This is a genomic window from Flavobacterium sp. UBA7680 (assembly GCF_002482975.1).
Classification (GTDB): domain Bacteria; phylum Bacteroidota; class Bacteroidia; order Flavobacteriales; family Flavobacteriaceae; genus Flavobacterium.
Genome location: NZ_DLHA01000019.1, coordinates 165,109 through 190,568 on the forward strand (window position 1 = coordinate 165,109; position 25,460 = coordinate 190,568).

General features: G+C 36.0%; 11 protein-coding genes. 2 read left to right on the top strand and 9 right to left on the bottom strand.

The window, feature by feature from the left end:
- Positions 1–58 precede the first annotated feature (58 nt).
- From B3C18_RS05725 to B3C18_RS05760, 8 genes are all read right to left on the bottom strand, one after another.
- Positions 59–3,307, bottom strand: a complete 3,249-nt coding sequence (locus B3C18_RS05725; protein WP_291143770.1) for a TIM-barrel domain-containing protein — start codon at positions 3,305–3,307, stop codon at positions 59–61.
- Positions 3,308–3,407: 100 nt separating this feature from the next.
- A complete protein-coding gene (locus B3C18_RS05730) occupies positions 3,408–5,531 on the bottom strand; it encodes an RICIN domain-containing protein (RefSeq protein WP_291143773.1) in 2,124 nt (707 codons plus the stop codon).
- 182 nt (positions 5,532–5,713) lie between these two features.
- Positions 5,714–6,877 carry a SusF/SusE family outer membrane protein gene (locus tag B3C18_RS05735; RefSeq protein ID WP_291143776.1) on the bottom strand — a complete coding sequence of 388 codons (1,164 nt, stop codon included), beginning with the start codon at positions 6,875–6,877 and terminating at the stop codon, positions 5,714–5,716.
- A gap of 16 nt (positions 6,878–6,893) precedes the next feature.
- Complete coding sequence (locus B3C18_RS05740) at positions 6,894–8,786, bottom strand: RagB/SusD family nutrient uptake outer membrane protein (protein ID WP_291143780.1); 1,893 nt, start codon at positions 8,784–8,786, stop codon at positions 6,894–6,896.
- 17 nt (positions 8,787–8,803) lie between these two features.
- Positions 8,804–11,944, bottom strand: coding sequence for a SusC/RagA family TonB-linked outer membrane protein (locus B3C18_RS05745; protein WP_291143783.1), 3,141 nt, complete (start codon positions 11,942–11,944; stop codon positions 8,804–8,806).
- Positions 11,945–12,589: 645 nt separating this feature from the next.
- Positions 12,590–13,573 carry a glycoside hydrolase family 43 protein gene (locus B3C18_RS05750; protein WP_291143786.1) on the bottom strand — a complete coding sequence of 328 codons (984 nt, stop codon included), beginning with the start codon at positions 13,571–13,573 and terminating at the stop codon, positions 12,590–12,592.
- Between the two features lie 75 nt (positions 13,574–13,648).
- Entirely contained in the window at positions 13,649–15,814 is a 2,166-nt protein-coding gene (locus B3C18_RS05755) for a TIM-barrel domain-containing protein (protein ID WP_291143789.1), read from the bottom strand.
- A 187-nt stretch (positions 15,815–16,001) separates the two neighbouring features.
- Complete coding sequence (locus B3C18_RS05760; protein ID WP_291143792.1) at positions 16,002–17,051, bottom strand: glycoside hydrolase family 43 protein; 1,050 nt, start codon at positions 17,049–17,051, stop codon at positions 16,002–16,004.
- A gap of 409 nt (positions 17,052–17,460) precedes the next feature.
- Here B3C18_RS05760 and B3C18_RS05765 point away from each other — a divergent pair, with 409 nt between their 5' ends.
- Positions 17,461–21,411, top strand: coding sequence for a hybrid sensor histidine kinase/response regulator transcription factor (locus tag B3C18_RS05765; protein ID WP_291143796.1), 3,951 nt, complete (start codon positions 17,461–17,463; stop codon positions 21,409–21,411).
- 14 nt (positions 21,412–21,425) lie between these two features.
- Here the strand turns inward: B3C18_RS05765 and B3C18_RS05770 are convergent, their stop codons facing one another.
- Positions 21,426–22,742, bottom strand: a complete 1,317-nt coding sequence (locus B3C18_RS05770) for a sugar porter family MFS transporter (RefSeq protein ID WP_291143797.1) — start codon at positions 22,740–22,742, stop codon at positions 21,426–21,428.
- 211 nt (positions 22,743–22,953) lie between these two features.
- On the opposite strand from B3C18_RS05770, the gene B3C18_RS05775 reads away from it, so the two are divergent.
- The gene (locus tag B3C18_RS05775; RefSeq protein WP_291143798.1) at positions 22,954–25,440 is read left to right on the top strand and encodes a beta-glucosidase; all 2,487 of its coding nucleotides are present in this window, start codon (positions 22,954–22,956) and stop codon (positions 25,438–25,440) included.
- The last annotated feature ends 20 nt before the right edge of the window (positions 25,441–25,460 follow it).

The window sequence follows — 25,460 nt, forward strand, 5'->3', positions numbered from 1 at the left end:
TTTTTTGCTCATCCTTTTTTAATAGTATTATGTCTTTTTTTCTTCTAAAAATTTCCCTTTAAATAGAAGGAAAAAGACTGGTTTTAGCGATTTTCTCTGATGAAAAGTCAACCGACAATCCTGCGCCATAACTTTCCTGAAAATATTCTAATCGAATTGGCACTAATCCTTTCTTTAAGATTATTTCCGATTTTTTTTCGTCAAAGCCATGTAAGCCATCATTATCAATAAGCAATTGATCGTTGATATAGAATTTACTTCCATCATCAGATGAAACATAAAAAGTATATTTTCCGTCTTCGGGAACGTTTATAAATCCATTATATACCAAGCCATAATTGTTGTCGTCGTGCTTAATTTTGTTTAAATCAAAATCTGGGGCATAACCTTTATCAACTGGAGTAAGTTTACTGAAATCAGGTGTTTTGCTCCATTTTCCTTTGTATAAATTATAATTTAAGCCTGTTTTTTTATTATAAAATATCTTCGAAATAACAGAACTCGTTGAACCTTCGCCCGCTGGAACTGCAATTGCATTTACGCGTGCAGGAACTGAAACTTCAAATGCTTTTGTATAAAGCTGCGAATTGCGTGTTGGAACTGAACCGTCTGTGGTGTAATAAATTTTATCGGTACCTTTTTGAATAAACTCTACTTTTGCTTTTGTGCCAGATTCTAACTCCGTTTCGTTGTTTTTAAATTCTGGTCTTTCGGCAATTTTCCCGTAGATTTTCAGTAATTCGTAATACGGTTTGTAGACTTTATTGGTTTCACTGATTGATTGAATAGTCAATAAAGCACTATTCCAGCGGTTGTTAAATCCATCAATTTCTTTTTTAATGTCGGCAATATTATATTCAATATTTTGGCCAAATTGAGAAAGTGACATTATTTCGAATGGACTGTATAATCCATCATTCCAATTGTTTAACAAACGAAATGTTTCGAAATTTTTCATGTATTTAATTTGTCCTTTTTTACCCGAAAGAAGCTGCTGATCGTAATCTGGAAATTGTACCTCAACAGAAACTTTTGTATTCGTTGAAGATTCGGGTACATAAATACGGGTTTCAAAATCATCTCCAACATACGACCAGGTTCCTGTTTTAGGTTCTTCGCTGTACGGAATATTTTGTCCGTTTACTGATACCGTTGTTGGAGGAAACGAACATGGAAAACGCAGTTCATAACTTCTTGAAGTCAGCATTCCGGGAAATGAACCTTCAACAGGCGCGATCACGATATTTGTTTTATTTCCGGTTTGTTCTGAAGTTATTGGCGTATACGTAAAAGCATTTTTCTTGAAATTGTTGTTATTTCCTTCGTCTTCATACAGTTTCAAACTTCCTTTTTTACCCGGATAAAAAGCAAGAATTAAAGGGTTTAATGGTTTTTCATCTGTTCTTTCGACTTTTGACTGCATTGGAATTATAGCGCCTTCTTTTACAAAAACCGGAATATCTCCTAAAGTAAAAGGCATCGCAACTTTTTTGCCGCCTTTTATAATGTTTCCTGTACTCAATTCATACCATTTACCTTCTGGCAGCCATGTTTCATGCGTCAGGAAAACACTTCCTTTTTCGATAGGTTTTGTTATGGGATGTACAATCATATCACGCCCAAACATATATTCGTTTGGTGTAGCATAAGCGGTTTCTTCTTTTGGATAATCATAATACATTGGATGCACGGTAGAAACTCCGGTTTCGTATGTATTGCGTGCTTCGTTGTATAAATACGGAACAAGAGAATATCTCATTTGATACGCTTCTCTCATAATAAGGAAATTATCAAGCGGATAAGCCCAAATACGTCTTTCGTGCTGTGGTGCAGCCGTTGCATGGGTTCTGAATATCGGACTAAAAACACCCCACTGAATCCATCTTGTATACAGTTCTGCAGTTCCCGCGTCGCCTTGGTGTCCGCCAATATCATGGCTCCAATATCCAAATCCAACGTTGGCAGCTGTAGCGGTAAAATAAGGCTGATAATTTAATGATTCCCAAGATACGTGTGTATCGCCAGAGAATCCTATTTGATATCTGTGATTTCCTAAACCACCCCAACGATGAAATATAAGCGGACGCACTTTGTTTTGGCGTTCCATGTCACTGTAATGTACATAATTTAAGTAGATAGTCGGGTTAACACCGGGAATATTGGTACTTCCCCATTGCTGCCAGTCTAACCACCAAAAATCAACACCTGCTTTTTCAATAGGATGTAATACCAAATTCATGTAATTGGTAGCAAATTTTTTATCCGTAATATCAAAAGGCACATATTTTTTGGTAGAAGGATCAATTCCCATTGCTTTTGCCATTTCGGGATATACTTCTTCAAAAGGCTGAATTCCAGATGCGGGATGCAGATTTAAACACGTTTTAAGATGTTGCTCATTCGTCCATTTTAAGAATTTTTCAGGAGAAGGAAATAAGTTTTTATTCCATGTAAAACCAGTCCATCCAGAATCTTCTCCGGCCTGATCTCTTTGTCTTTGTCCGTTTTTGAAAAATTCAGGCAATGATTTTACGTGCCAGTCCATATCGATTACAAATACATCAAGCGGAACGTCATGCATTTTGAATTCGCCTACTAAATCACGAAATTCAGTATCAGAGTATTCTCTGTATCGTGACCACCACGCACCAAACGCAAATCTTGGCGGCATGGCTATTTTTCCGGCAATATCAGTAAAATCTTTTAAGGCCGCTTTATAATCAGAATCATAAGCAAAAAGGTATAAATCCTGTGGTTTATCTCCCGGACGCGCCATAACCCACGGCCACTCTGAATTATCAAAAAGCGGGCGTTCGCTGTCGTCTATTAAATACCATCCATCACGAGAAATTATACCTTTTTCCAGTTCCTTAGCCGGCCCGTCAACTCCATCCAGCGTGCGGGTTGTTCCTAACAGGTTTTTAGTATTGGCCAAACCTGGTTTCCATGAAACAGGTTTACCGTTTACAATAAAATCTACACTTAAATTTTTGTCGTTAAAATTGCCTGAACCTGTTTTGTATTTAAGTTTTACGACATCGGTTACAATTTGTAGTACACCATTACTTTCTTTTTTGGTAAACGACGGCACGGGAAGGTTTCGGTTTACAAAGGTCAGCGAAGCATTGTCTGTAAACTTTCCGTCTGAACTCCATTCCATACGAATTACTCGCGGAGAAAGTACTGTAAATCTGGCATTGCCTGAAACTACCATTGCTTTGGGATTGGCTTCGGGTTTATATTCCTGAGCGGATAAAGCGGCGGAAGCAAGACAAATAATTGTAACTAAAAATTGTTTTGTTTTCATATTTTATTTTAAAATTAATCTTAAATAAATACTTCAAATCGTTTCGTTAAAATAATGATTTTAATGATCTTATTTGAAGTATTTACTTTTCATTCTGCGTTTATTTTTTAATAAATCGTTTTGTAACTTTTGTTCCGTCTTTTTCAAAAACAGCAAAATAAATTCCTGTTGCCAAGCCCGAAACATCGATACTATTTTCTTTTACTATTTGCTGCGAAACCTGACTTCCGGTTTCTGAATAAACCTGAACTTTTATTCCTGCCATTTCAGAAGTAAAAAAGAGCGTATTTTTTACCGGATTTGGATATACATTTAAAGTTTCAGCAGCATTTGGTGTAGGCTTCGAAATTTTGGCAGTTCCTAAAGTTGGGGTGAATTTTAGTAATTGCAGTTTCCAGCGTTGTGCATCGTTGTTGTTATCCGTCCACTGATGTACGTTTGTTCCCGGTTCTGCAAGATTATTTACTACGTCCAGACATAAATTCGTGTTTTTATGGGTCAGTTTAAAATAACCGTCATTCATTAATTCTATTTTCCAACGCTGTGCATCGGTTCCCAGATCAGACCATTGCTGTACATTAGCTCCGGGCTGACTGCTGTTGTTATCTACATCTAAAACCTGAGTTGTACCTCGATGCGTTAATTTATAAAAACCATCTGATTCTTTTGTAATTACCCAACGCTGTGCATCGGTTTCATTACTGGTGTATTGCTGCACATTTGCGCCTTGCTGTGTACTGCCATCGCTTACATCGAGGCTTTGGTTTGTTCCCTTGTGAATTAATCTGTAAACTCCGCCGGAAACAATTGGCACTTCAATTAAATCTAATTTCCATCTTTGGGCATCATTATTCGCGTTCAGGTTATCTGTCCATTGCTGTACATTGGCGCCAGACTGGCTGCTGTTGTTATCAACATCCAGACATTGATTTGTTCCTTTGTGGGTTAACTTTGCATAACCATCAGACATTATTTCAATTTTCCAACGCTGTGCATTATTGTTGCTGTCCAGCCATTGCTGTACGTTTGCGCCTTGTGCATTACTGTTATTATCAACATCCAAACACTGATTTGTCCCTTTGTGGGTTAATTTATAAAATCCGTCTGCTTCGAGTGTTATCACCCAGCGTTGTGCATCATTACCATTGTCTGTACTTTGCTGCACGTTTGCTCCTGACTGACTGCTGTTATTAACAACATCAAGACATTGATTAGTCCCTTTGTGGGTTAATTTATAAATTCCTCCCGAAACAATGCTTTGCGTTGGACAGGATTGATCCGGGATTCTTGGTGCCACACCGTAATTGGTCATGTTTACTGGTTCAATCAAATCATTAGAATTGAAATACATTCTGTCAATGGCAATTTTTCTATCTCCAGATGTGCCATTTTCGTAACGATGGTAAACCATGTAATATTCATCACAGTTTCCTATTTTGATTACACCATGATGACCCGGGCCTTTATCTTCTACATTAGAACTCAATACTTTTCCTCTATAAGTCCAGGGTCCCATTGGTGTATTTGAAGTAGAATACTGCACATTATAAGTATCATTAAACCAGGATCCATTGGAATACATCATATAATAAATTCCTTTTCGTTTTACCATATAAGGACCTTCCGTATAATTTTGAGGTGTTATATCGGTTGGGCCTGTGGCTAATGAAACCATATCTGGATTTAATTTACGAACAACCATTCGGCTTTTGCCTGATCCTCCGTAATAAATATAAGCCTGACCATCATCATCAACAAAAACATTGGCATCGATAATATCATCGGTATATGGATCTGTTGCGATAAGCGGTGCGCCTATATCTGTAAAAGGGCCTATGGGTGTATTTCCTACTGCAAGGCCTATTTTGGTTTCCGCAGTATAATAAAAATAATATTTGTTATTCCGAAAAACTACTGCGGGAGCCCAGCCGTTGTATTGCGCCCACGGACTATCCGGAAAGAGATCAAAAATAAGACCTTCGTCATGCCAGTTGGTCAAATCTGTTGAAGAATACGCATGAAATTGTGTACCATAAATCGCAGTAGTATAGATATAATATTTATTGTTGAAGTAATGAATTTCGGGATCGGCTCCTGTAAACAAGGGATTGCCGCTTGTTTGTGCCTGAACGGTATTGGCTAAACTTATAAATATTAAAAATAATGTAAAACGCAGTCTTACGGTATCCATAAAACAGAAACTATTTATTTTAAATTGTATCATAACTTGTTTTTTTATAAGAATTACTACTAACTTCTTCGTTTTCCGTTTAACGGAAATCTAAAAAGCATGCCTTATTTAGTTCTTGAAAAAAGTTAAAAAAAGAATCCAAAACTCTCCAGTCCAATATGGACTGAAAAGCCTTGTCTTCTCCAACTTAACTATCTAATTTTTATGCCATCGTATTATAGTTTTTTCAATAGAATAGTCATTTTTGCCGGATTTATAGTAAGTTCATATTGTCCTGCGCTTTCAATAATCCATTTATTATCCGGTGATCCATTTGGCATCAACATCACAGTTGGATTATCAGATGCTTCTCCTTTTATCACCGTTCCATTTGCTGGAGGCATTAAAAATCTGCCGCCCCAGTTACCCAAATCTAAAGCAAGTTTAAATTCTCCGGCATCAAATTGTCCTTTATAGGTAAATACTTCAGGGTTTTGAGGATCCCAATTCATTGGTTTTGCTTTTCCAATATCCCAGCCAATACCCGTTATGGCGTTTCCAACCATATAAACATTTTCATAAGGCACATATCCAAAGGCATAGGTTCCCTGATCAATATCCAAATAGAAAGAATGACGACCTGCCTGAGTTACTTTAAAGACATTATCATTGTTTCTTGGCTCGGTTTCGTTGTACACAATTTTGTTTCCGGCTATAGGATCATAAGATGGTAATTCGCTGCCTGGTTTTTCAATCACTTTGAATGAACCTACTGAAAAATCTCCTATGAAATTGTAAATGGTTCTTTCTGTTTTTTCCGGTAAAATTTTACCTGCGCTGTAATCCCAGCCGCCGCTTATGGCATCTCCAACCATAAATAATGGCAATGGTCCCGGACTGTAACTGGTTACGGCAAAACTTGAGGTAGATACTTCCGGCAGCTGATATTGTGCTGAATTATCGACTCTCGCAATAATCTGCACTTCAAGATTGGTAATAACTCCGCCCGGACGTTTAAAGTTTTTGAGCAATAAAGCATTTAACTGCCCTACGGTATAGGATTTTGTAAAAACGCCTGCCGGAATTTCTTCCGTAATTGTTGTACTTGTTCCGGGTGCTGCACCTTCTCCAAAATTATTTCCTGCAATATCCATACGGAAAAAATACGTCAGGCTGGTTCCGGCTCCTCTGTCATTTCCTTGTGTCCAGGTAAATGTTATAGCATTTGCCGCTTCATTATCTTTCGTCAATACAATTTCTTTGCTCGAAAGTGTTATAGTCAAAGGATTGGCAAAATTAGGCTGCTTAAGCCAATCCTGATTTTCAAGTCCGCTGTCTTCACAGGAGACAAAAACCAAACTCATTATTATAAATGAGATAATATTTTTTATATTTTTCATTTGCTTTGATTTTTAGTTATTTGTCCCAGAAAGGAGCCTGAATTAAATTAGGGTTCTTTTCGATTTCTGCTAAGTATATCGGGAACCAATAGAAAGATTTTCTGTATACTCTCGTTTGATACGCCGTTCTTTTATAGAATTCAGATGCATCTTTACCATTAAAATTCATTCCGTAGAATTGCCCATTCAAAACCGTTTCTGCCAGTTTCCATCTTCTTAAATCATCGTAGCGAATTCCTTCTGTACAAAGCTCCACTCTGCGTTCCATTCTGATAATTTTTCTAATACTTTCCTGATCGCTGTTTACATGAATATTGTCAACATCTGTTCCGCCAGTTGTATAGGTTCTTACTCCGGCTCTTGTTCTAATTTTATTTAGGTAAAGCAAGATTTCCGGATTTCCGGGATCAGACTCGTTAAGGGCTTCTGCATAATTTAAATAAGCTTCGCCTAAGCGATATAAAATTCCGTGACGAGGGGCAAAATAACCAATAGTAGGATTTCTTGTTGGGTCTGTTCTTTTTCTGGCTAAATATCCATTTTGTGGGGCATCATGAGTATTGTTATTGTCTTTTTTACCGTTAAAAAATTCCAGTTTTCTCCCTTTATCTTTTCCGGCATTATCACCGTCTGTATACCATGCACCGTCAAAATTTACAGCTAGATAAAATCTTGGCTCACGATTGCAGTACATATTATAAGTCCCTGCAAGTGTTACAAGTCCCGGGCTTTTTACTTCATTAAATTTGGTTACTCCGTTTGACCAATATCCATCCTGAGAAGAAAAACCAGTTTCAACATATCCGGAATTAGAATCTGTTATAGGCAATCCATTTGCGGTAAAGAAAGCATCTACTAATGATTGAGTTACGCCATATCCTCCTGCTCCACCTGCTCCGCCCGGTGCGGTATGTCTGTCATATTCTTTAGAATCAACATTTACACGGGCAAAAAGTACTTCACTATTTCCTTTGCTTGCTTCTATAAGATGAAGGTTTTGACAAGATAAAAAGGGATCAATTTTTCCGGCTGAGTTAGTTTCTATATATAACTTATGTCCGGCTGCTTCTGCACTTAGAATTAAATCTTTACTCGCATCTGCGGCAACTTTCCACTTGTTGGCATCATAAGTAGAGTTGAATAATGCTTTTCCATCTTTAGTAACATGATTTGCATATTCTGAATTTCCATTAACAAGCGGACTTGCGGCAAAAAGCAGCATTCTGGCTCTTACGGCTTTACACATAATTGATGTAGCGCGTCCAAATTTTCTTCCGTCTGAATAATTTGCTGGTAAAATTGTTTCAACTTCTTTCAGTTCTTTATTAATCCAGGCTACAATATCATCATACGGGGTTTGTCCTACTTGTAGGTCTGAAAGGTTATAATTTACAGGTGTAATTTCATCCGGACTAAAAGGAATTGGGCCATACGTATTGATCAATAACGAATAATAATAGGCTTTTAAAAAACGACATTCAGCAATCATTAAACGAACTTCATCTTCATTTAGATTTTGTTCCGGTAATGGTTTAATGTTTTGTATCAGAATGTTACATTCTCTAATTCTTTGCGGAAGGTTGTTCCAATATCCTGGACTCCATTGTGAACCTACAGACCAGTCTCCTAAAATAAAAGGAATTACCTGCCAGTCGTATTGACGCCATCTTTCTGAAGGTGTCATATCATCTCCTAAAATTTCCCATCCCAAACTGCGGGTATATCCCCACGTAGGATCTGGAATTCTGGAATAACAGCCTGCCAGCCAGTTTTCTGTTTTTGTTTTACTCTCAAAAACACCATCCAAAGTAAGTTCGGTATCGCTTTCTTTGTCCAGATAATCAGAACAGGATGACGATAATAATAATCCTAGAAAAAGGAAAATCGATCTAATGTATATATTTTTCATTTTAATTTCTTTTTAAATTATAGTCCGATTGATAAACCAAAAAGGACAGATTTTGTTGATGGATATTTCAAACCATTTCCTGTATCCAATTCGGGATCCCATAGTTTAAAATTAGAAGCGTACCATAAATTATTTCCGCTGATGTAGATTCTTAATCCCTGCAGATAGAATTTTTCAATTAGTTTTTTATCTAATGTATATCCAACTTCCATCGTTTTTAAACGGCCAAAACTCATGTCTTTTTTCCACCATGTTGAAGCAACTGAATTGTTTACGTTAGGGCCGTAACTTAATCTTGGCCAAAACACATCCTGACTTGGATTTTCTTCTGTCCAGCGATCGTTGTAATTAGAATAAATATTTCCTAAAGTTCCTGTTCCGCTTCCCGGAATAAAGTTTGCTCCGCCAATGATTCGCTCCGATTTGGCTACACCCTGAAAGAAAAAACTAAAATCGAATTGTTTGTATTTTAAATTGTTTCCAAAACCATACACAATTTGAGGATCAGTTGTTCCGCCAATAAAACCTTCGTCTAAACCACTAATGATTCCGTCACCGTTTCTGTCTTCATATTTAATATCACCCGGACGTAACGCTGTACCAAATGTTGGAATTGGCAGTCCCGGTGCTAAAACTCCCGGTGATGTAAAATCTTCATTCGTATATAATCCGGTTGCGGTATAACCGTATAAAGTATTATTTTGAATTCCTGTTCCAGAACGGTAAGTTCCTTTTACAGCTTCGGCTTCGTCTCTTTCTGTTACTTTGTTTTCAACAAAAGTGAAGTTCGCACGCCAGCTCATAAAGAAATCCGGAGTTACCTGTTTATTGATATTAAGACCAATCTCGATACCTTTATTTTCCATTTTTCCGAAATTGGCCCAAGGCGCATTGATAAATCCTGCCTGAGTTGGAACTGTATTTCTTTCTACAAAAATGTCTTTCCTTTTTTCCTGAAATATATCTACTGTTAAGTCCATCATATTCAGTATTCCTAACTCGATACCAATATCAGCTTTTGCTACTTTTTCCCAAGTCAAATCGTTTACTCCAATCTGGCCTTCTTCAATTCCTTCAAATTTTACTCCCTGTCCTGTACCAAACCAGTAATCAGAATTGTTATTATCGCTGATTGTAGTCAAGTAAGCAAACCTTCTGTTGGCTCCAATATTATCATTTCCAACTAATCCGTAAGAACCACGAAGTTTGATTTTATTAAAAATATCTTTTACAGGTTCCATAAATTTTTCTTCAGATGCAATCCAGCCTAAAGCTACAGAAGGGAAAAATCCGTATCGGTTTCCTTTTGCAAAATTTTCTGATCCGTTGTAACCAAAGTTAAATTCCCCAATATATTTTCTATCAAAAGTATACGAAGTTCTTCCTGCTAATCCCTGATGTTTAAAAGCCTGAGGCGCAGTTCCGTCGTTATAACTATCTTGGTTGTATAATAAAAGTCCGCTTAAATCATGTTTACCGAAAGTGCGGTTGTACGTTGTATTCGCTTCCAGATAAACACGTCTGTTACCAAACTCAGCCGATCTTTCATAACCAAGATATTCCTGTCCATACGCCTGAACCGTTCCGTGAATCAAACTTCCGTCAAGATCTCTTTGAGTTGCCACGTTATAATAATCCGGTGATTTACCACGTGTAATTCTGTTTTCTGAGTAAGAGTCAAACGAATAAGTAAATTTTGCTTTTAAACCCGGCGTAATTGCTTTAAAATCCTGCTCTAACGATACTAAACTTTCGATCTTACTTCCGCCTTGTCTGTAATATCCTTGCTGCGTGCTCATCGCCCACGGATTTTCACGGGCAAAAACTCTCGGAATAGTTCCATCTGAGTAAATAGCAGGATGAACAAACGGTGTTGTTTCAAAAGCCGTGTTGAATAACGCATCTGTACTGCTGTTTCCTTTTTGAAGGTTTTGCAGAAATCCTCCAATATTTACTCTTAATAAAGTTGTTTTAGATACGTTTACGTCGACATTGGTACGAACGTTTGCTCTGTTTAAATTTGTTTCAGAATCGTAGGTTTGTTTTGGATCTGCGGCAAGGATTCCTTTTTCGCTATAATAAGAAGCGGTTAAGGCATATCTTAAAATTTCTGATCCTCCGGCAACATTTAAATTTGATCTTGATGTAAAAGCATAATCTTTAGTTATGGCATCAACCCAGTTTACATCTGGATATAGATCCGGATCATATTTGCTTTCTGTTTTTGAAATACGATCTTCAGAAAACAAAACTGGTTTGCCCTGTTCTACTGCCAGTTCATTTAAAAGTCGCATATAAGGACCTGCTTTAATGAACTCCGGTAATTTTGTAGGTTCCTGAATCGAATATTCTGTTCTTACCTGAATTCTTGGCGCACCGACAAAACCTCTTTTGGTATTGATCAAAATAACTCCGTTTGCTCCTCTCACTCCGTATACAGCACTTGCGGCCGCATCTTTTAAAACAGAGAAAGATTCTATTTCTGAAGGGTCAAGATCGTTAAGGTTTCGCTCAATTCCGTCTACTAATACAAGCGGATTAGTTCCTCCTTTAAAAGTAGAGATTCCACGAATCTTAATATCGGATTGATCATAACCCGGTTCTCCAGAACGCTGTACGGCCATAATTCCCGTAATCTGACCTGCAAGGTTGTTTCCTAATGTACGTGCCGTTCCTACTTGTAATAACGAAGGTTTTATAGTTCCAATCGCTCCTACTACCGAGGCTTTTTTCTGAGTTCCGTAACCTACAACTACAACGGCCTGAAGATCGCTGGTTTCGTCTACCATGGTTACGGTTATTGTTTTGGCATTATTCAAAGGTTTTTCGACCTCTTTCATTCCAATAAATCTAAATACAAGTATCGCTTGCGGAGAAGATACTGTAATGGTAAAAGTTCCGTCAAAATCTGCCGTGACTGCATTCTTAGTACCTTTTTCAATCACGGTTGCACTGGGCAACGATAATCCTTTTGAATCAATTACTTTTCCGGTAATTTTTACGGGGTTTTGAGAATTATCATTTTGTGCATAACTGGTCTCTGCAAAGAGGGCCAGGAACAATAAAAAAATCAATCCGGCACTGCTAAACTTTATTCTACCCGGGGTAAAAAAGCTTAAAAGATTGGATGACATTTTCCAAGTCGTTTTAATTTCCATTTGGTTAATTTTTTGGTTGGTTAAAAGTTAGTTTTATCGAATTAAAAATTCATTCTAAGGATTTTTTTGAAGCACGTCTAAAAAAATAAGATTAATCTTGTAAATACAAATAATAGATTATACCTTCTTATTTTTTAATACATGATAAAATATCACATACTTTTTTATTGATACTTCAATTTATCTCTTAAAAATTTCATTTTAATTTTTGACCAAATTAGCGCATTGGTAACATTATTTTAATCCCATTTCGTGTCATAATTGTGTTCAAATGATTCACGAGGCCTTGAAAACACTGAAATGTAAGTTTTGGAGTGGTAATTTCTAGTTATGAATTATGAGTTATGAATTATGAGTTGGAAATACAGTTAAAAATGATGAATTGTGAATTAGAAGTTATGAGTTGTAAAGTGTGAAATATGGAATGTGGAATGGATAATCTTTTTGAAAATAGTAATTATGGATATTGAATAAATACAACCCAAACTCATAACATATATATCAAAACTCATAATTCATAATTCAAAACTCATAACTCATAACTCATAACTCATAACTCATAACTCATAACTCATAATTCAAAATTCAAAAAAAAAAATAACGCATCACTGCGTTATTTTTACGTTCTACAACTATCACTAAAAATTATTTAATCACATTAGCTTTTACGCCTTCGTTGGTGATAACAACGGGTTTAATAAAACCATTTTCATCAAAATGCATTTCTTCAATGCAGGTTTCTCTGGAGTTTCCATCGGTTTCTGTGAGTGGTCTTCGGTGGTAAACTATAAAATACTGGTCAGAATCTGGTTTTTTAATAACGGAATTGTGCCCGGCACCATTGGCAATTTTAAAATCTTGTTCCAAAATTTTTCCAATTCTTTTAAACGGTCCCATTGGCGAATCAGCGATGGCGTAGGCTACGCAATAATCGGGTCCTGTCCAGCCGCCTTCTGACCACATAAAGTAATATTTGTTATTTTTGATGAACATGAAAGGGCCTTCAACATAATTCTCTGGCGTAATTTCTTTAAAAACCGTTTTATCTTCAAAAGGAATAAAACCGGTAAAATCAGGTTTTAGTTTGGCAATATTACAATGTCTCCATCCGCCGTAAATTAAATAATGCTGTCCGTCTTTATCCCTAAACACAAACTGATCAATAGGCTGTGCCCCATTATAAAATTTATCAACGAGCGGTTTTCCTAAATAATCTTTAAAAGGGCCTTCTGGTTTTGAGGAAACGGCTACGCCAATTCCGCCAATTTCATTGTCACTCTGAATATCATTTGCGCCAAAAAACAAAAAGTATTTATTTTTATTTTTAATTATAGATGGCGCCCACATTGCTTTTTTTGCCCATTTTACTGCCGATGTATCTATAATTCTGGGATGTTTTTTCCAATTGGTTAAATCTTTTGATGAAAAAGCATCCATAAAAACCTGATCTTCATAACGGGCAGAAAATGTGGGATAAACCCAATACGTTTTATCAAAAATAATTCCCTCCGGATCTGCATACCAGCCTTTGAATATAGGATTATTGTTTTTTTTCTGATTTGAAACTGTTTCTTGTGCGATTGTTTTTGTGCACGAAATAAGCAGTAGAAAATATAATACTTGTTTCATAACATTTGGTTTGGTTTAAGGTTAGTTACAGCAATTTATGAAATTTAAAAAAATGTGGTTTTATTCTAATGAAATTTACTTTAAAGTAATTGTAATTCCATCTTTAAGATTTCCGTTTCCTGTATACGTTTTACCGTCAAGTAGTACATTTACAATGATATCTTTTACATCCTTGCTGCTATTTCTTTTACCTATTTGATCAGAAACTTTAACCACAACAGCATTGTCCTTTCTTTGCGCGCTAAAAGTTAACAAAGCGTAATCTTGTTTTTCAAACCCAAAACCATCTCCTTCATCGATATACAAATCTCCATTTGCTTTTCCATCTTTATCAAGACATACGAAAAGACTCAACGGATCGAATGAATTTTCTCCAGCGTTTTGAATAATTTTTCCGGCCGGAATAATGCTTCCGCCTTTTATACTCAATTTGGCCTGATATTTATCTTGTTGGTCTCCATCAACTAAACTTAATTTTTCCCAAATTCCTGAAGGAAGTATCGGATCTTTGGCGAAAGCCGGAACAACCAAAAGATTTTCTCCTAATAAAAAGACCTGTTCTTCAGCTCTTAAGCTCGAATCTTTAGCATTTGCAAAAAATACCGGAGCCATAACGGGCAATCCTGTTTGTGAAGATTCATAAAAAAGCGTGTACAAATACGGTAATAAACGATAACGTCTTTCTAAAGCAATACGAGATGTTTTTTCAATTTCTGCGCCGTAAGCCCAAGGTTCTTTATCGTTTGTTCCTGCGCAGGCATGTCCACGTGCAAAAGGCATAAAAGCTCCAAAACCAAGCCAGTTTGCCCATAAATCTCCGTCTGTATTTCCAAGGAAACCTCCAATATCCGGTCCGTTAAACGGCTGTCCTGATAATCCCAAAGTAAGGGACATTGGAACCGATAATTTTAAATGATCCCAGCCCGCATAATTATCTCCTGTCCAGGTTGCTGCATAACGTTGTCCTCCCAATAAATTAGATCGTGTAAGCAAAAAAGGACGTTTTGATGGATTTGTTTTTAAAATTCCGTTATAAGATGCTTCTACCATTAAACGTCCGTAAGCGTTGTGATAAAGTAAGTGAGAACCTTGTGGTAAATTTCCGCCTCCTTTGTGCGGCGTATCGTATGGCATTGTTCCCAAACGTTTGTCTTCCGGAAAATCATTATCATTTACGGCAGGTTCGTTCATATCATTCCAAACACCGTCAATTCCTGTCGCTAAGAAATCTTTGTAAAGTCCGCCCCACCAATTTCTTGTTTTCGGACTTGTAAAATCAGGAAAAGCACAATCGCCCGGCCATACTTTACCGTGATATTCTTCTCCGTTGTTTTGCATCACCCAAACATCATTTTGAGTTCCGGTATTATAAACAGCATAATCTTTATCTACTTTCACACCCGGATCAATCATATAAACAGCACGAAATCCTTTTTTATGCAAATTATCATTTAGCACTTTCGGATTGCGAAATCTAATGCTGTCAAAAGTAAAAACCCTGTAACCCTGCATATAATCAATATCCATCCAGATTACGTCACACGGAATTTTCTTTTCTCTAAAAGTATCGGCGATTTCCATAACACGTTTTTCGCTGTCATAAGAAAATCGACATTGGTGATATCCTAATGCCCAGCGAGGCGGTAATTTTATAGTTCCCGTTAATTCTGAAAGCCCTTTAATCACTTCCTGAGGTGATTTTCTATCAATAATATAAACTCTGAATAAAGCACCTTCAGAATTATAAATAATCTGATTTGAGTTTGTTATTAATTCCGCTTTCCAGGTACTGTCAAAGATAATTCCGAAAGCAGAACCATCTGCACGCACGCCCATAACCCACGGATGCGTTTGATACAATCTTTTTCCGCCTTCAACGCTGTAAGCTCCGGTATCAGTATTCCATAATTTTATCGATTGTCCGTTACGCAACAACGGGCCTGTTACTTCTCCTCCGCCATAAAGACTTATATCGCCTTTAAGATTAAGAACGGCACTTGCTTTTTCATTTTTAAACGTAAATTCAGGAACCAGCGACCAGTCTGATGGAAGCTTTCCTTTTGCTTTTGGTTCAGAAGCAAGAATTAACGATGGCGTTTTGTTTTTATCAAATCCTTTAGGAATAAATTCTGCAATTCTGTTCCCTACTAATGAAGATTTTAATACTGAAATTTCCTGAGCAGTTGTTGTGGTTATTCCTGCTGCAATTAAAAAGGAAAATAAGATAGGTTTTAAATTCATGTTAGAAAGTTAAATGTTATAAACGGTTATGAATCAACATATACGAATATACTAAAACGTTTTAGTGTATTTATAAAAATATTGACAAATTTTGTGTTTTTCAATTATAAGCTATGAACTGCCTTTTGTCCCGTCAATAAAATAACAAGCCAAAAGACAGTTTTATTTTGTTTTAAAAATAGTACTCTTACATAGCCGGAATAGCCAATACAGCTTCTTCCGACATTGGATCTCCAATTACCGGATTTCCGCTTTTATCCCATTTGATCTGCTGCATTCTTGGTGACCTTTTTTCGCCGCAGCCTTCTCCCGGATTAGAATTAGCATGGTACAAAATCCAGTCTTCTTTACCGTTTGGCGATTTAAAAAACGAATTATGTCCCGGGGCATATACTTTACTTTTATCGGATTGACATAAAATAGGCTTATCCGATTTTACCCATGCCGAAGCATCCAGTAAATTATCTTTCCCTGTAAAGGTTAAAAGTCCCAAACTGTAATTATCTGTCCAACATCCGCTTGCAGAAAAAACAATAAACACTTTATTTTTATGAGATAAAAATTGAGGTCCTTCGTTTACGTTTACCTGCGGCGGATTTACATCGTCATGCAATGCACCAAATAATTCCCAAGGATTTGACGGACTTGAAATTCTCACTCTGTCTCCATCAATTTGTGTCGGGCTTTTCATTTTAGCGATGTAAATATTCTGCTGTCCGTTGGTATCTCCCTCCCAGCCAGACCAAATCATGTACAATTGTTTTTTGTAGGTGAACACATTTCCGTCAATTGCCCATTTATCTGTTTCGGCTGCAATTTTTCCTTTAAAAACCCATTCTCCTTCCATCGGATTTTTCGAAGCATTTTCTAAAACATACATTCGGTGTGTATTGTTAGAACCATTGTCTGCAGCAAAATACACATACCATTTGTTGTTGATGAAATGAAATTCCGGTGCCCAGATTTCAGCAGAATAATCGGTGTTTTTAGGCGCAATCCAAATGGTTTTCTTTTCGGCATTTTTTAAATCTGCCAGATTTTTAGATTTTAAAAGCACCAAACGATCCTGCATGGTATGCGTGTAGTAATAATAACCATCATGATACGTGCTGTAAGGGTCTGGCCCGTAATCCAGAATAGGATTCGAAAAGGTTTGCTGCGCCGATGCAATATTGCCTGTGATACCAAACAGCATTAACAACAGAGTTTGTTTTAATATGGATTTTTTTCTTTTCATAAATAACTTTTGGTGTTTTTTTGATCCATTACTGGTCGTTTTTGTTTTTGGTTTTTAGGTTAGTTTATTCGATATGATTTTAAAAAATAACTTTTAACAATTTCATTTGTATTATTAAAAATATAAGTAATATTGCAATCGCTCTATTGCTGTTTATTTTGAGTCCTTTCAAAATATTTTGCTTATTTTTCAACAATTCCATAATTTATATATTAAAAAAATATCAATTTAATTTTTGACCAAAGTAGCACACAGCTCACTTTATTTTTATCTCATTTTGTTTCACAATTGTGTTCAAATGGTTCAAATGTCCTTTTAAAACAAGGCAAAAGCGAGATAAAAATCAAAATGAATGCTTGTGACACAAAAGGGGAAACTATTTTTATAAAAAATTAATAAAGACATTTACATGCAGCGCTTTTTAAAACTTGGGACATTAGCTTACTTTTTCTTTTTGTCTACTACCATTTTTAGTCAGGAATATTATTTTAAACATTATAAGGTTGAAAATGGAATGTCTAACAATACCGTTTTGGCTTCTATTCAGGATAAAGACGGATTTTTGTGGTTTGGTACCAAAGACGGTTTGAACCGTTTTGACGGTTATCATTTTAAGACCTTCCGAAGCGGTGCAGATCCTAAAACTTCCTTAGGAATAAACTACATTCAGTCACTGCATGAATTCAAAAATTATATCTGGGTAGGAACTGATAAAGGATTGTATTCTTATGATAAAAAACTGGAAAAATTTACCTTTATAAACGAAGCCATCAACAACCGCATTAATGATATTGACAATGATTTAAAGAATAATTTATGGTTTATTTCTATTGGAACATTAATTAAATATAATGTTGACACGAAAGAAACCAGAATGTTTGACGGCAGAAATTCCTTTTATGCCACTTCTATAACCTGCGATAAAAATGGTGTGATCTGGGTTTCTTCTTACGATGATTTATACCGATATTCTGAAGCGACTCAGAGTTTTGATAAGATTAAAGTGCAAATGCCCAACAGCACTTTTTCAATCTCTGTAATTTATGCCTTAGATGCCAATTCCATTCTAATTGGAACGCGAGATCATGGCATTTACAAATATGATGTCGCAACGGGAAAAACTGCGCCATTTATTAATGATGTCGAAAAACCGGTTTTTGTCCGTCAGTTTAAAAGAAACAAAAATGAATTGTGGATTGCCAGCGAATCTGGTGTTTATATTTATAATTTAAAAGATAAAACAACCCGAAATTTACGCAAAAGTCCGAGTGATCCTTACGCCATTTCAGACAATGCGGCGTATTGTATTACGATTGATAAAGAAAACGGTGTCTGGATTGGAACTTATTTTGGCGGTGTCAATTATCATCAAAAACAATACGATCAGTTTAAGAAATACTTTCCGCGAAAAAGTGAAAATGCAATTGTTGGAAGTGCCGTTCGGGAAATTCACAAAGACGATCACGGGAATCTCTGGATTGGTACGGAAGATGCCGGAATCAACAAGTTTAATTTACAGACCAAGAAATTTGTAAATTTTAAACCCGACGGAACAAAATCGGGACTTTCGTTTTATAATATACACGGCGTTTTACCCAGAGGAAATAAAATCTGGATTGGAACTTTTGAGCACGGACTTGACGTTATGGACGCTGCAACCGGAAGGGTTATCAAACATTATGACCATACTACGAGCAGTTTTAAAAGTGATTTTATTGTTACGTTTTACGAAACTCCCGATAAGAAATTATACGTAGTAACGTCTGTTGGAATTTATTTGTATGATGAGAAAAATGACAGTTTTAAAATCTGTGATTATTTTTCAGAAAGCACACATTTTACCTGTATGTTTAACGACAAAGACGGGAATTTATGGGCGGGATCTTATCGCGACGGATTGTTTTATTATAATCCAAAAACGAAAGAAAAAGCAGTTTACAGACACGATTTTAAAGAGGATAAAAGTATTAGCAATGATTTTATCACTTCGATTTTTCAGGACAAGCAAAATAACCTTTGGATTGCAACCGAAAATGGTTTGAATTTATTTGATTTTAAAACGAAAGTATTCAAAAAATTTACGACTAAAGATGGTTTTTCGAGCAATGTAATCTATTCTATTTTGCAAGATGAAAATCAGAATTTATGCATAACCACTTCAAAAGGATTAGTAAAATTCAATTATAAAACAAAAGCAGTTAAAATTTTCACGACGGCAAACGGTTTACTGAGCGATCAGTTTAATTACAGTTCTGCTTTTAGGGATTCTAATGGCGATATGTATTTTGGAAATCTGAACGGAATGATTAGTTTTAATCCTAAAAATTTCAGCACTTACAAATACAATCCTCCTATTTTTATTACGGGACTTCAAATCAATAATCAGGATGTAATTGTAAATGATAAAGATTCTCCGCTAGATGAATCTGTTTCGTATATCAAAAAAATTACTTTAAAAAATTATCAGTCTAATTTTAATATTGATTTTGCTTCGCTGAGTTATACTGCACCCGAACTTACGCAATATTGGTATAAACTCGACGGAATCAGCGATGACTGGGTTTATCTCAATAAAAACAATAAAGTGTTTTTTACGGAACTTCCTTCCGGCAGTTATAAATTCAGGGTAAAATCGTTAAGTGCAGGCGGAATCTGGAGCAAAGAAGCTGTGGTAGAAATTACCATTTTACCACCTTTTTGGGCAAGCGGTTATGCTTTTTTCTTGTATTTTTTAATTATTTCGGGATGTCTTTACTGGCTTTTACGTAGATATCATCATATGAATATCAAGGAAAATAACCAGAAAATTGCCAACCTGAATAACGAGAAAGAGAAAGAAATTTATCATGCTAAAATCGAATTCTTTACGAATGTAGCGCATGAAATACGAACGCCTTTAACACTGATTAAAAGTCCGTTAGAAAGTTTATTAAAAAGAACGTACGAGTCTCCGGAAATTATCCCGAATTTATCTATAATGGAGAAAAATACTTCCCGTTTATTGAATTTGGTAAACGAGCTTCTGGACTTTAGAAAAACAGAAATGGAAGGTTTGGGACTGACTTTTGTGGAAACAAATATTTCATTATTAGTGAGACAATTACACTCGCAGTTTACACCTTTAATTGAAGAAAGAAATATTCATTTAGAATTGGAACTGGGAGAAAAAAATATCTACGCTTTTGTTGATGAAGAAGCGATTCGAAAAATCCTGACCAATTTAATTAGCAATGCCATTAAATATGCTAAAAAAGAAGTGATTATTACTTTGTTCAGAGATGAAGATTCACTGGAATTTATCGTAAAGAACGATGGAAATTTAATTCCGAAAAGTCTTAAAAGTAAAATTTTCGAACCTTTCTTTAGAATTTTAGGTTCTGAAACACAAACCGGAACTGGAATTGGTTTATCGCTCGCCCACTCTTTGACAGAACTGCATAACGGAACTTTAAAACTACAGTTTGTAGACGATTCTATGAATACTTTTGTTTTGAGACTGCCGCTGCGTCAGCAAAGTGAATTTCATTTGTATAAAGATTCGGCTGATACGGTAAAAGATAATGATGAAGAATTTGAAAATGAGATTACGGCTAAAAATGTAAAAACCCAAATCCTGATTGTGGAAGATAATCTTGAACTTCTCAATTTTATGAGTAAAGAATTGAGTAAAGAATATAAAATCTATAAAGCGGCAAACGGTGAAGAAGCTTTAAAGATTATTCACAATCAAACGATTCATATTGTCATAAGCGATATTACAATGCCAATAATGGACGGAATCGAATTGTGCAGCCGTATTAAATCTAATATTGAAACCAGTCATATTCCGGTGATTTTATTGACTGCTTTAAGTGCTATCCAAACTCGTATTAAAGGCCTCGAATCTGGAGCTGATGCTTATATTCCGAAACCATTTTCAATGGATTTTATTCTGGCACAAATTGATAATTTACTATCAAACAGACGTCACGTTATGGAGTATTATGCGAGTTCTCCTTTATCGCATTTAAAATCTATTGCCCATAATACCATCGACGAAGAATTTATTAAAAAACTGGATGATATTATCGATCAAAATATGGCTGACACGAATTTAAGTGTTGAATCTCTTGCCGATATTTTACACATGAGCCGTTCAACTTTATACCGAAAAATTAAAGATATTTCCAACCTAAGTCCGAACGAACTGATTAATAACGCCCGTTTGAAAAAAGCCGCCGAATTACTGCTTTCCGGCAAATACAAAGTGTATGAAATTGCCGAAATAGTAGGCTACAATTCGCAGTCCAGCTTCAGCAGGAATTTCCAAAAAAGCTTTTCGATGTCGCCATCGGAGTTTATTAATGCAAACGAAAATTAATTGTTAATTAATAATTACTTCAAAATTGTTTCCTGAAGTTCTTCCAGCGTTTTTCCTTTGGTTTCCGGCATCATGAAAATGACAAAAAACAACTGGAAAACCATCATAATGGCAAAAATCAAAAATACGGCTGCTGCTCCAATTGTAGAGAATAAAAACGGAATCATAGATGGAATAATGGCAGCCAAAACCCAATGTGTGGAAGATCCAAATGCCTGACCGCTGGCTCTTAAATGGTTTGGAAATATTTCTGAAATAAAAACCCAAATTACCGCACCTTGTCCTATTGCGTGTGAAGCTATAAATAAAAACAGAAAAATTGGAACCTGCAGTCCTTCCCATTTAAAGAAAAATGCCGCCGCAACTAATCCTAAGGAAATGACATATCCTATTGATCCTATGTACATCAAAATTTTTCTTCCTAAAACATCAATTAAAAAAACACCGAAAAGTGTAAATATTAAATTGGTTATTCCGATGCCTACACTGCTCATTAAAGCGGCACTTTCGCCCAATCCTGCTTCTGCAAAAATTCTTGGAGCATAATACAAAAAAGCGTTAATCCCCGAAAATTGATTGAATACAGCGATCAGAAATGCTAATAACAACGGAAATCGGTATTTCTTTAAAAATATAGTTTCGCCTTTATTGTTTTCATTATCGTTTCCCAAATGCATTTCGTGCAGTAAATCTTCAATTTTAGCTGTCGGATCTATTTTTTCTAAAACTGCTTTTGCTTCAGTAATTTTTGATTTTGATAACAGCCATCTTGGACTTTCTGGAATTGTAAATACTACAATCGTATAAAAAAATGCAGGAAATGCCATTATACCAATCATCCATCGCCAGGCATTTTCGCCCGCATCACGCAATAAATAATTAGACAAAAACGCCATTAAAATTCCCAAAACAATATTAAACTGATACAGTGAAACCAATCGCCCTCTGTCTTTTGCCGGAGCAATTTCAGAAACATAAGCCGGAGCCGCAATGGTTGAAGCACCAATTCCCAATCCGCCTAAAAATCTAAAGAAAGCAAAAGTCCACGGATCATTTGCCAATGAAGAACCTATTGCCGAAACCAAAAATAAAATACCAATCCAGATCAGCGTTTTTTTACGTCCTAATTTGTTCGTGGGAATTCCGCCAAAAATGGCACCCACAACCGTTCCCCAAAGCGCCATTGCCATAACAACAGATCCATGAAAAACATCAGATGTATGCCATAATTCCTGCAGTTTAGTGTCTGCACCAGAAATTACAACGGTATCAAAACCAAATAAAAACCCGGCCAATGCGGCGGTAACAGACCATAATAGTATTTTATTCATAATAAGTATTTGTTAGTATCATCCATATAAAAACTCACAAAAAACTATAGTAACTAAAAAAAATCACATAATTTTTTATCAAATGTAAAAAAAATATTTTCAAATACTAAAACGTTTTAGTATTTTTATTGAATTATTAAATGTTTAATTTTTCAAAACCAAAAAATTGCTATTCAACAAAACTTAAAACTACTACCGCAAAATAAACCACATGAAAAAAACAATTATCATAGGCTTGTTAACCACAACATTTGCCTTGAATGCACAAGTCTACAAAGACCCCAAAGCGCCAGTTGAAGAACGGGTCAAAGATTTACTCGGCCGCATGACACTGGAGGAAAAAGTAAATTACATAAATGGTACCAACTGGATGTATACCAAAGAAATCAAACGGTTAGGGATTCCACAATTTAAAATGAGTGACGGGCCTGTAGGAACAAAATCCTACGGAAAAAGCACCGCCTACCCTGCCAGCGTAATGAATGCTGCCACATGGAATACCAGTTTGGTTTACGATCTGGGCGTTGCATTAGCAAGGGATTCACGTTCCAGAGGTATCAATTTTCTTTTATGGCCCGGCGTAAATATTGCGCGTGCTCCTATGACAGGACGCAACTTTGAATATTTGGGAGAAGATCCGTTTCTCTCAGCAGCGTTAGCCGTTAATTATATAAAAGGAGTTCAAAGTCAGCGTGTGGTGGCAACTGTAAAACATTTTGCCGCGAACAATCAGGAATACGATCGAAATTTTGTTTCTTCGGATATTGATGAACGAACCCTTCAGGAAATTTATCTGCCTGCTTTTAAAGCTGCCGTTCAAAAAGCAAAAGTCGGCGCAGTTATGAACAGTTATAACTTGTTAAACGGAGAACATACTTCGCAAAATGCTCATTTGAATTTAGACATTCTAAAAAAAGACTGGAAATTCGACGGCATTTTAATGTCTGACTGGGGCGGCGTTCATGACGGAATAGCTGCATTTAAAAACGGAACAGATCTCGAAATGCCGGGTGATGAACATATGCTTCCAACATTACTTCTGCCCGCTTTAAAAAATGGCGAAATTCAGGAAACAACTTTAAATGATAAGGTTTCACGAATTTTAAGGGTTTGTTTCAGCTACGGCTTTTTTGACCGAAAACAAACCGACGAAAGTATTCCGAAAGATGATCCTAAAAGTGCCAAAGCAGCATTAAAAATCGCTCAGGAAGGAATTGTTCTTCTAAAAAATGAAAATAACATTCTTCCAATAAATCCTACAAAAACTAAAAAAATTGCTTTTATCGGACCAAATGCCAATTCATTTAATGCAGGCGGCGGAAGTTCTCAAACAGAACCTTTTCATTTTATCTCATATTATAACGGATTTAAAACTGCTGCAAAAAATAGCACTGTAACGTATGCAATGGGGATTCCGAGTTTGAATGCCTTGTCTGAACAATCTGTTTTTTATTTAGAACCGGGTTCTCAAACTGTTGGTTTGAAAGCAGAATATTTCAATAATAAAGAGTTATCGGGAATTCCATTGGAAGTAAGAAAGGATAAAATTGTCGATTTCTCGTGGGTTCAGACTCCAAATGTTATTGGAATGGGGCAGGATAATTTTTCCGTAAGATGGACAGGCATTATCAAACCAACAAAAACTGCTGTTTATAAATTTGCTGTTCGAGGCGATGATGGCTACAGACTGTTTATCAACGACAAAATTGTGCTGGATTACTGGAGCGATCACGGCCCAATCGAAAAAAATGCTGAACTTACTTTAAATGCTGATACAGAATACAAAGTAAGACTTGAATATTATGAAAATAGCGGAGACGCTTCTATAACATTTGCCTGGTTTGAACCAAAAGAAGAAAATTTCAACGAAGCTATAAAACTAGCTTCCGAAGCAGATATTGCTATTCTTTGCGTAGGTTTTAATCAGCAGATTGAACATGAAGGAGACGAAAGACCGTTTGAACTTCCCGAAGCTCAGGAAGAATTGATAAAAGTGGTTGCAAAAGCAAATCCCAATACTATTGTGGTTTTAAATGCCGGAGGAAATGTGTATATGCAAAACTGGCTTCCAAACATTAAAGGCCTTGTTCATACTTTTTATGCCGGACAAGGAGGCGGTGCCGCTTTGGCAGATATTTTACTGGGAAAAGTAAATCCGAGTGGAAAACTTCCGGTAAGTTTCGAAAAAAACTGGAAAGACAATGCCACTTACAACAATTATTATGATACCGATAATGACAAAAGAGTGCAATACAAAGAAGGCTTGTTTGTAGGCTACAGACATTATGATAAAAATAATATTGAACCGCAGTTTGCTTTTGGTTTTGGATTATCTTACACGAGTTTTCAATACAGCGATCTTAAAGTTTCCTTACAGCAAAACGAGGGAAAAATTACTGCTAATGTTACGTTTAAGGTAAAAAACACAGGAAATGCAGATGGTGCTGAAGCGGCACAATTATATGTTCGCGATATCGTTTCTCCGGTCGAAAGACCCGTGAAAGAATTAAAAGGATTTAGCAAAATGTTTCTGAAAAAAGGGCAAACCAAAGAGTTCAAAATAACGCTGGACGAAAGTGCTTTTTCGTATTACAAAACAGCTCTAAAAGATTTTGGTTACGATGCAGGAGAGTTTGAAATTTTAATTGGTGCGTCATCAAAGGACATTCGATTAAAAGAAACCATTTCTTTAAATTAATAAACAGCATAATGATAACT

Coding starts and splice junctions, on each gene's coding strand:
- B3C18_RS05725 (WP_291143770.1), bottom strand. CDS start 3,307: ATGAAAACAAAACAATTTTTAGTTACAATTATTTGTCTTGCTTCCGCC.
- B3C18_RS05730 (WP_291143773.1), bottom strand. CDS start 5,531: ATGATACAATTTAAAATAAATAGTTTCTGTTTTATGGATACCGTAAGA.
- B3C18_RS05735 (WP_291143776.1), bottom strand. CDS start 6,877: ATGAAAAATATAAAAAATATTATCTCATTTATAATAATGAGTTTGGTT.
- B3C18_RS05740 (WP_291143780.1), bottom strand. CDS start 8,786: ATGAAAAATATATACATTAGATCGATTTTCCTTTTTCTAGGATTATTA.
- B3C18_RS05745 (WP_291143783.1), bottom strand. CDS start 11,944: ATGGAAATTAAAACGACTTGGAAAATGTCATCCAATCTTTTAAGCTTT.
- B3C18_RS05750 (WP_291143786.1), bottom strand. CDS start 13,573: ATGAAACAAGTATTATATTTTCTACTGCTTATTTCGTGCACAAAAACA.
- B3C18_RS05755 (WP_291143789.1), bottom strand. CDS start 15,814: ATGAATTTAAAACCTATCTTATTTTCCTTTTTAATTGCAGCAGGAATA.
- B3C18_RS05760 (WP_291143792.1), bottom strand. CDS start 17,051: ATGAAAAGAAAAAAATCCATATTAAAACAAACTCTGTTGTTAATGCTG.
- B3C18_RS05765 (WP_291143796.1), top strand. CDS start 17,461: ATGCAGCGCTTTTTAAAACTTGGGACATTAGCTTACTTTTTCTTTTTG.
- B3C18_RS05770 (WP_291143797.1), bottom strand. CDS start 22,742: ATGAATAAAATACTATTATGGTCTGTTACCGCCGCATTGGCCGGGTTT.
- B3C18_RS05775 (WP_291143798.1), top strand. CDS start 22,954: ATGAAAAAAACAATTATCATAGGCTTGTTAACCACAACATTTGCCTTG.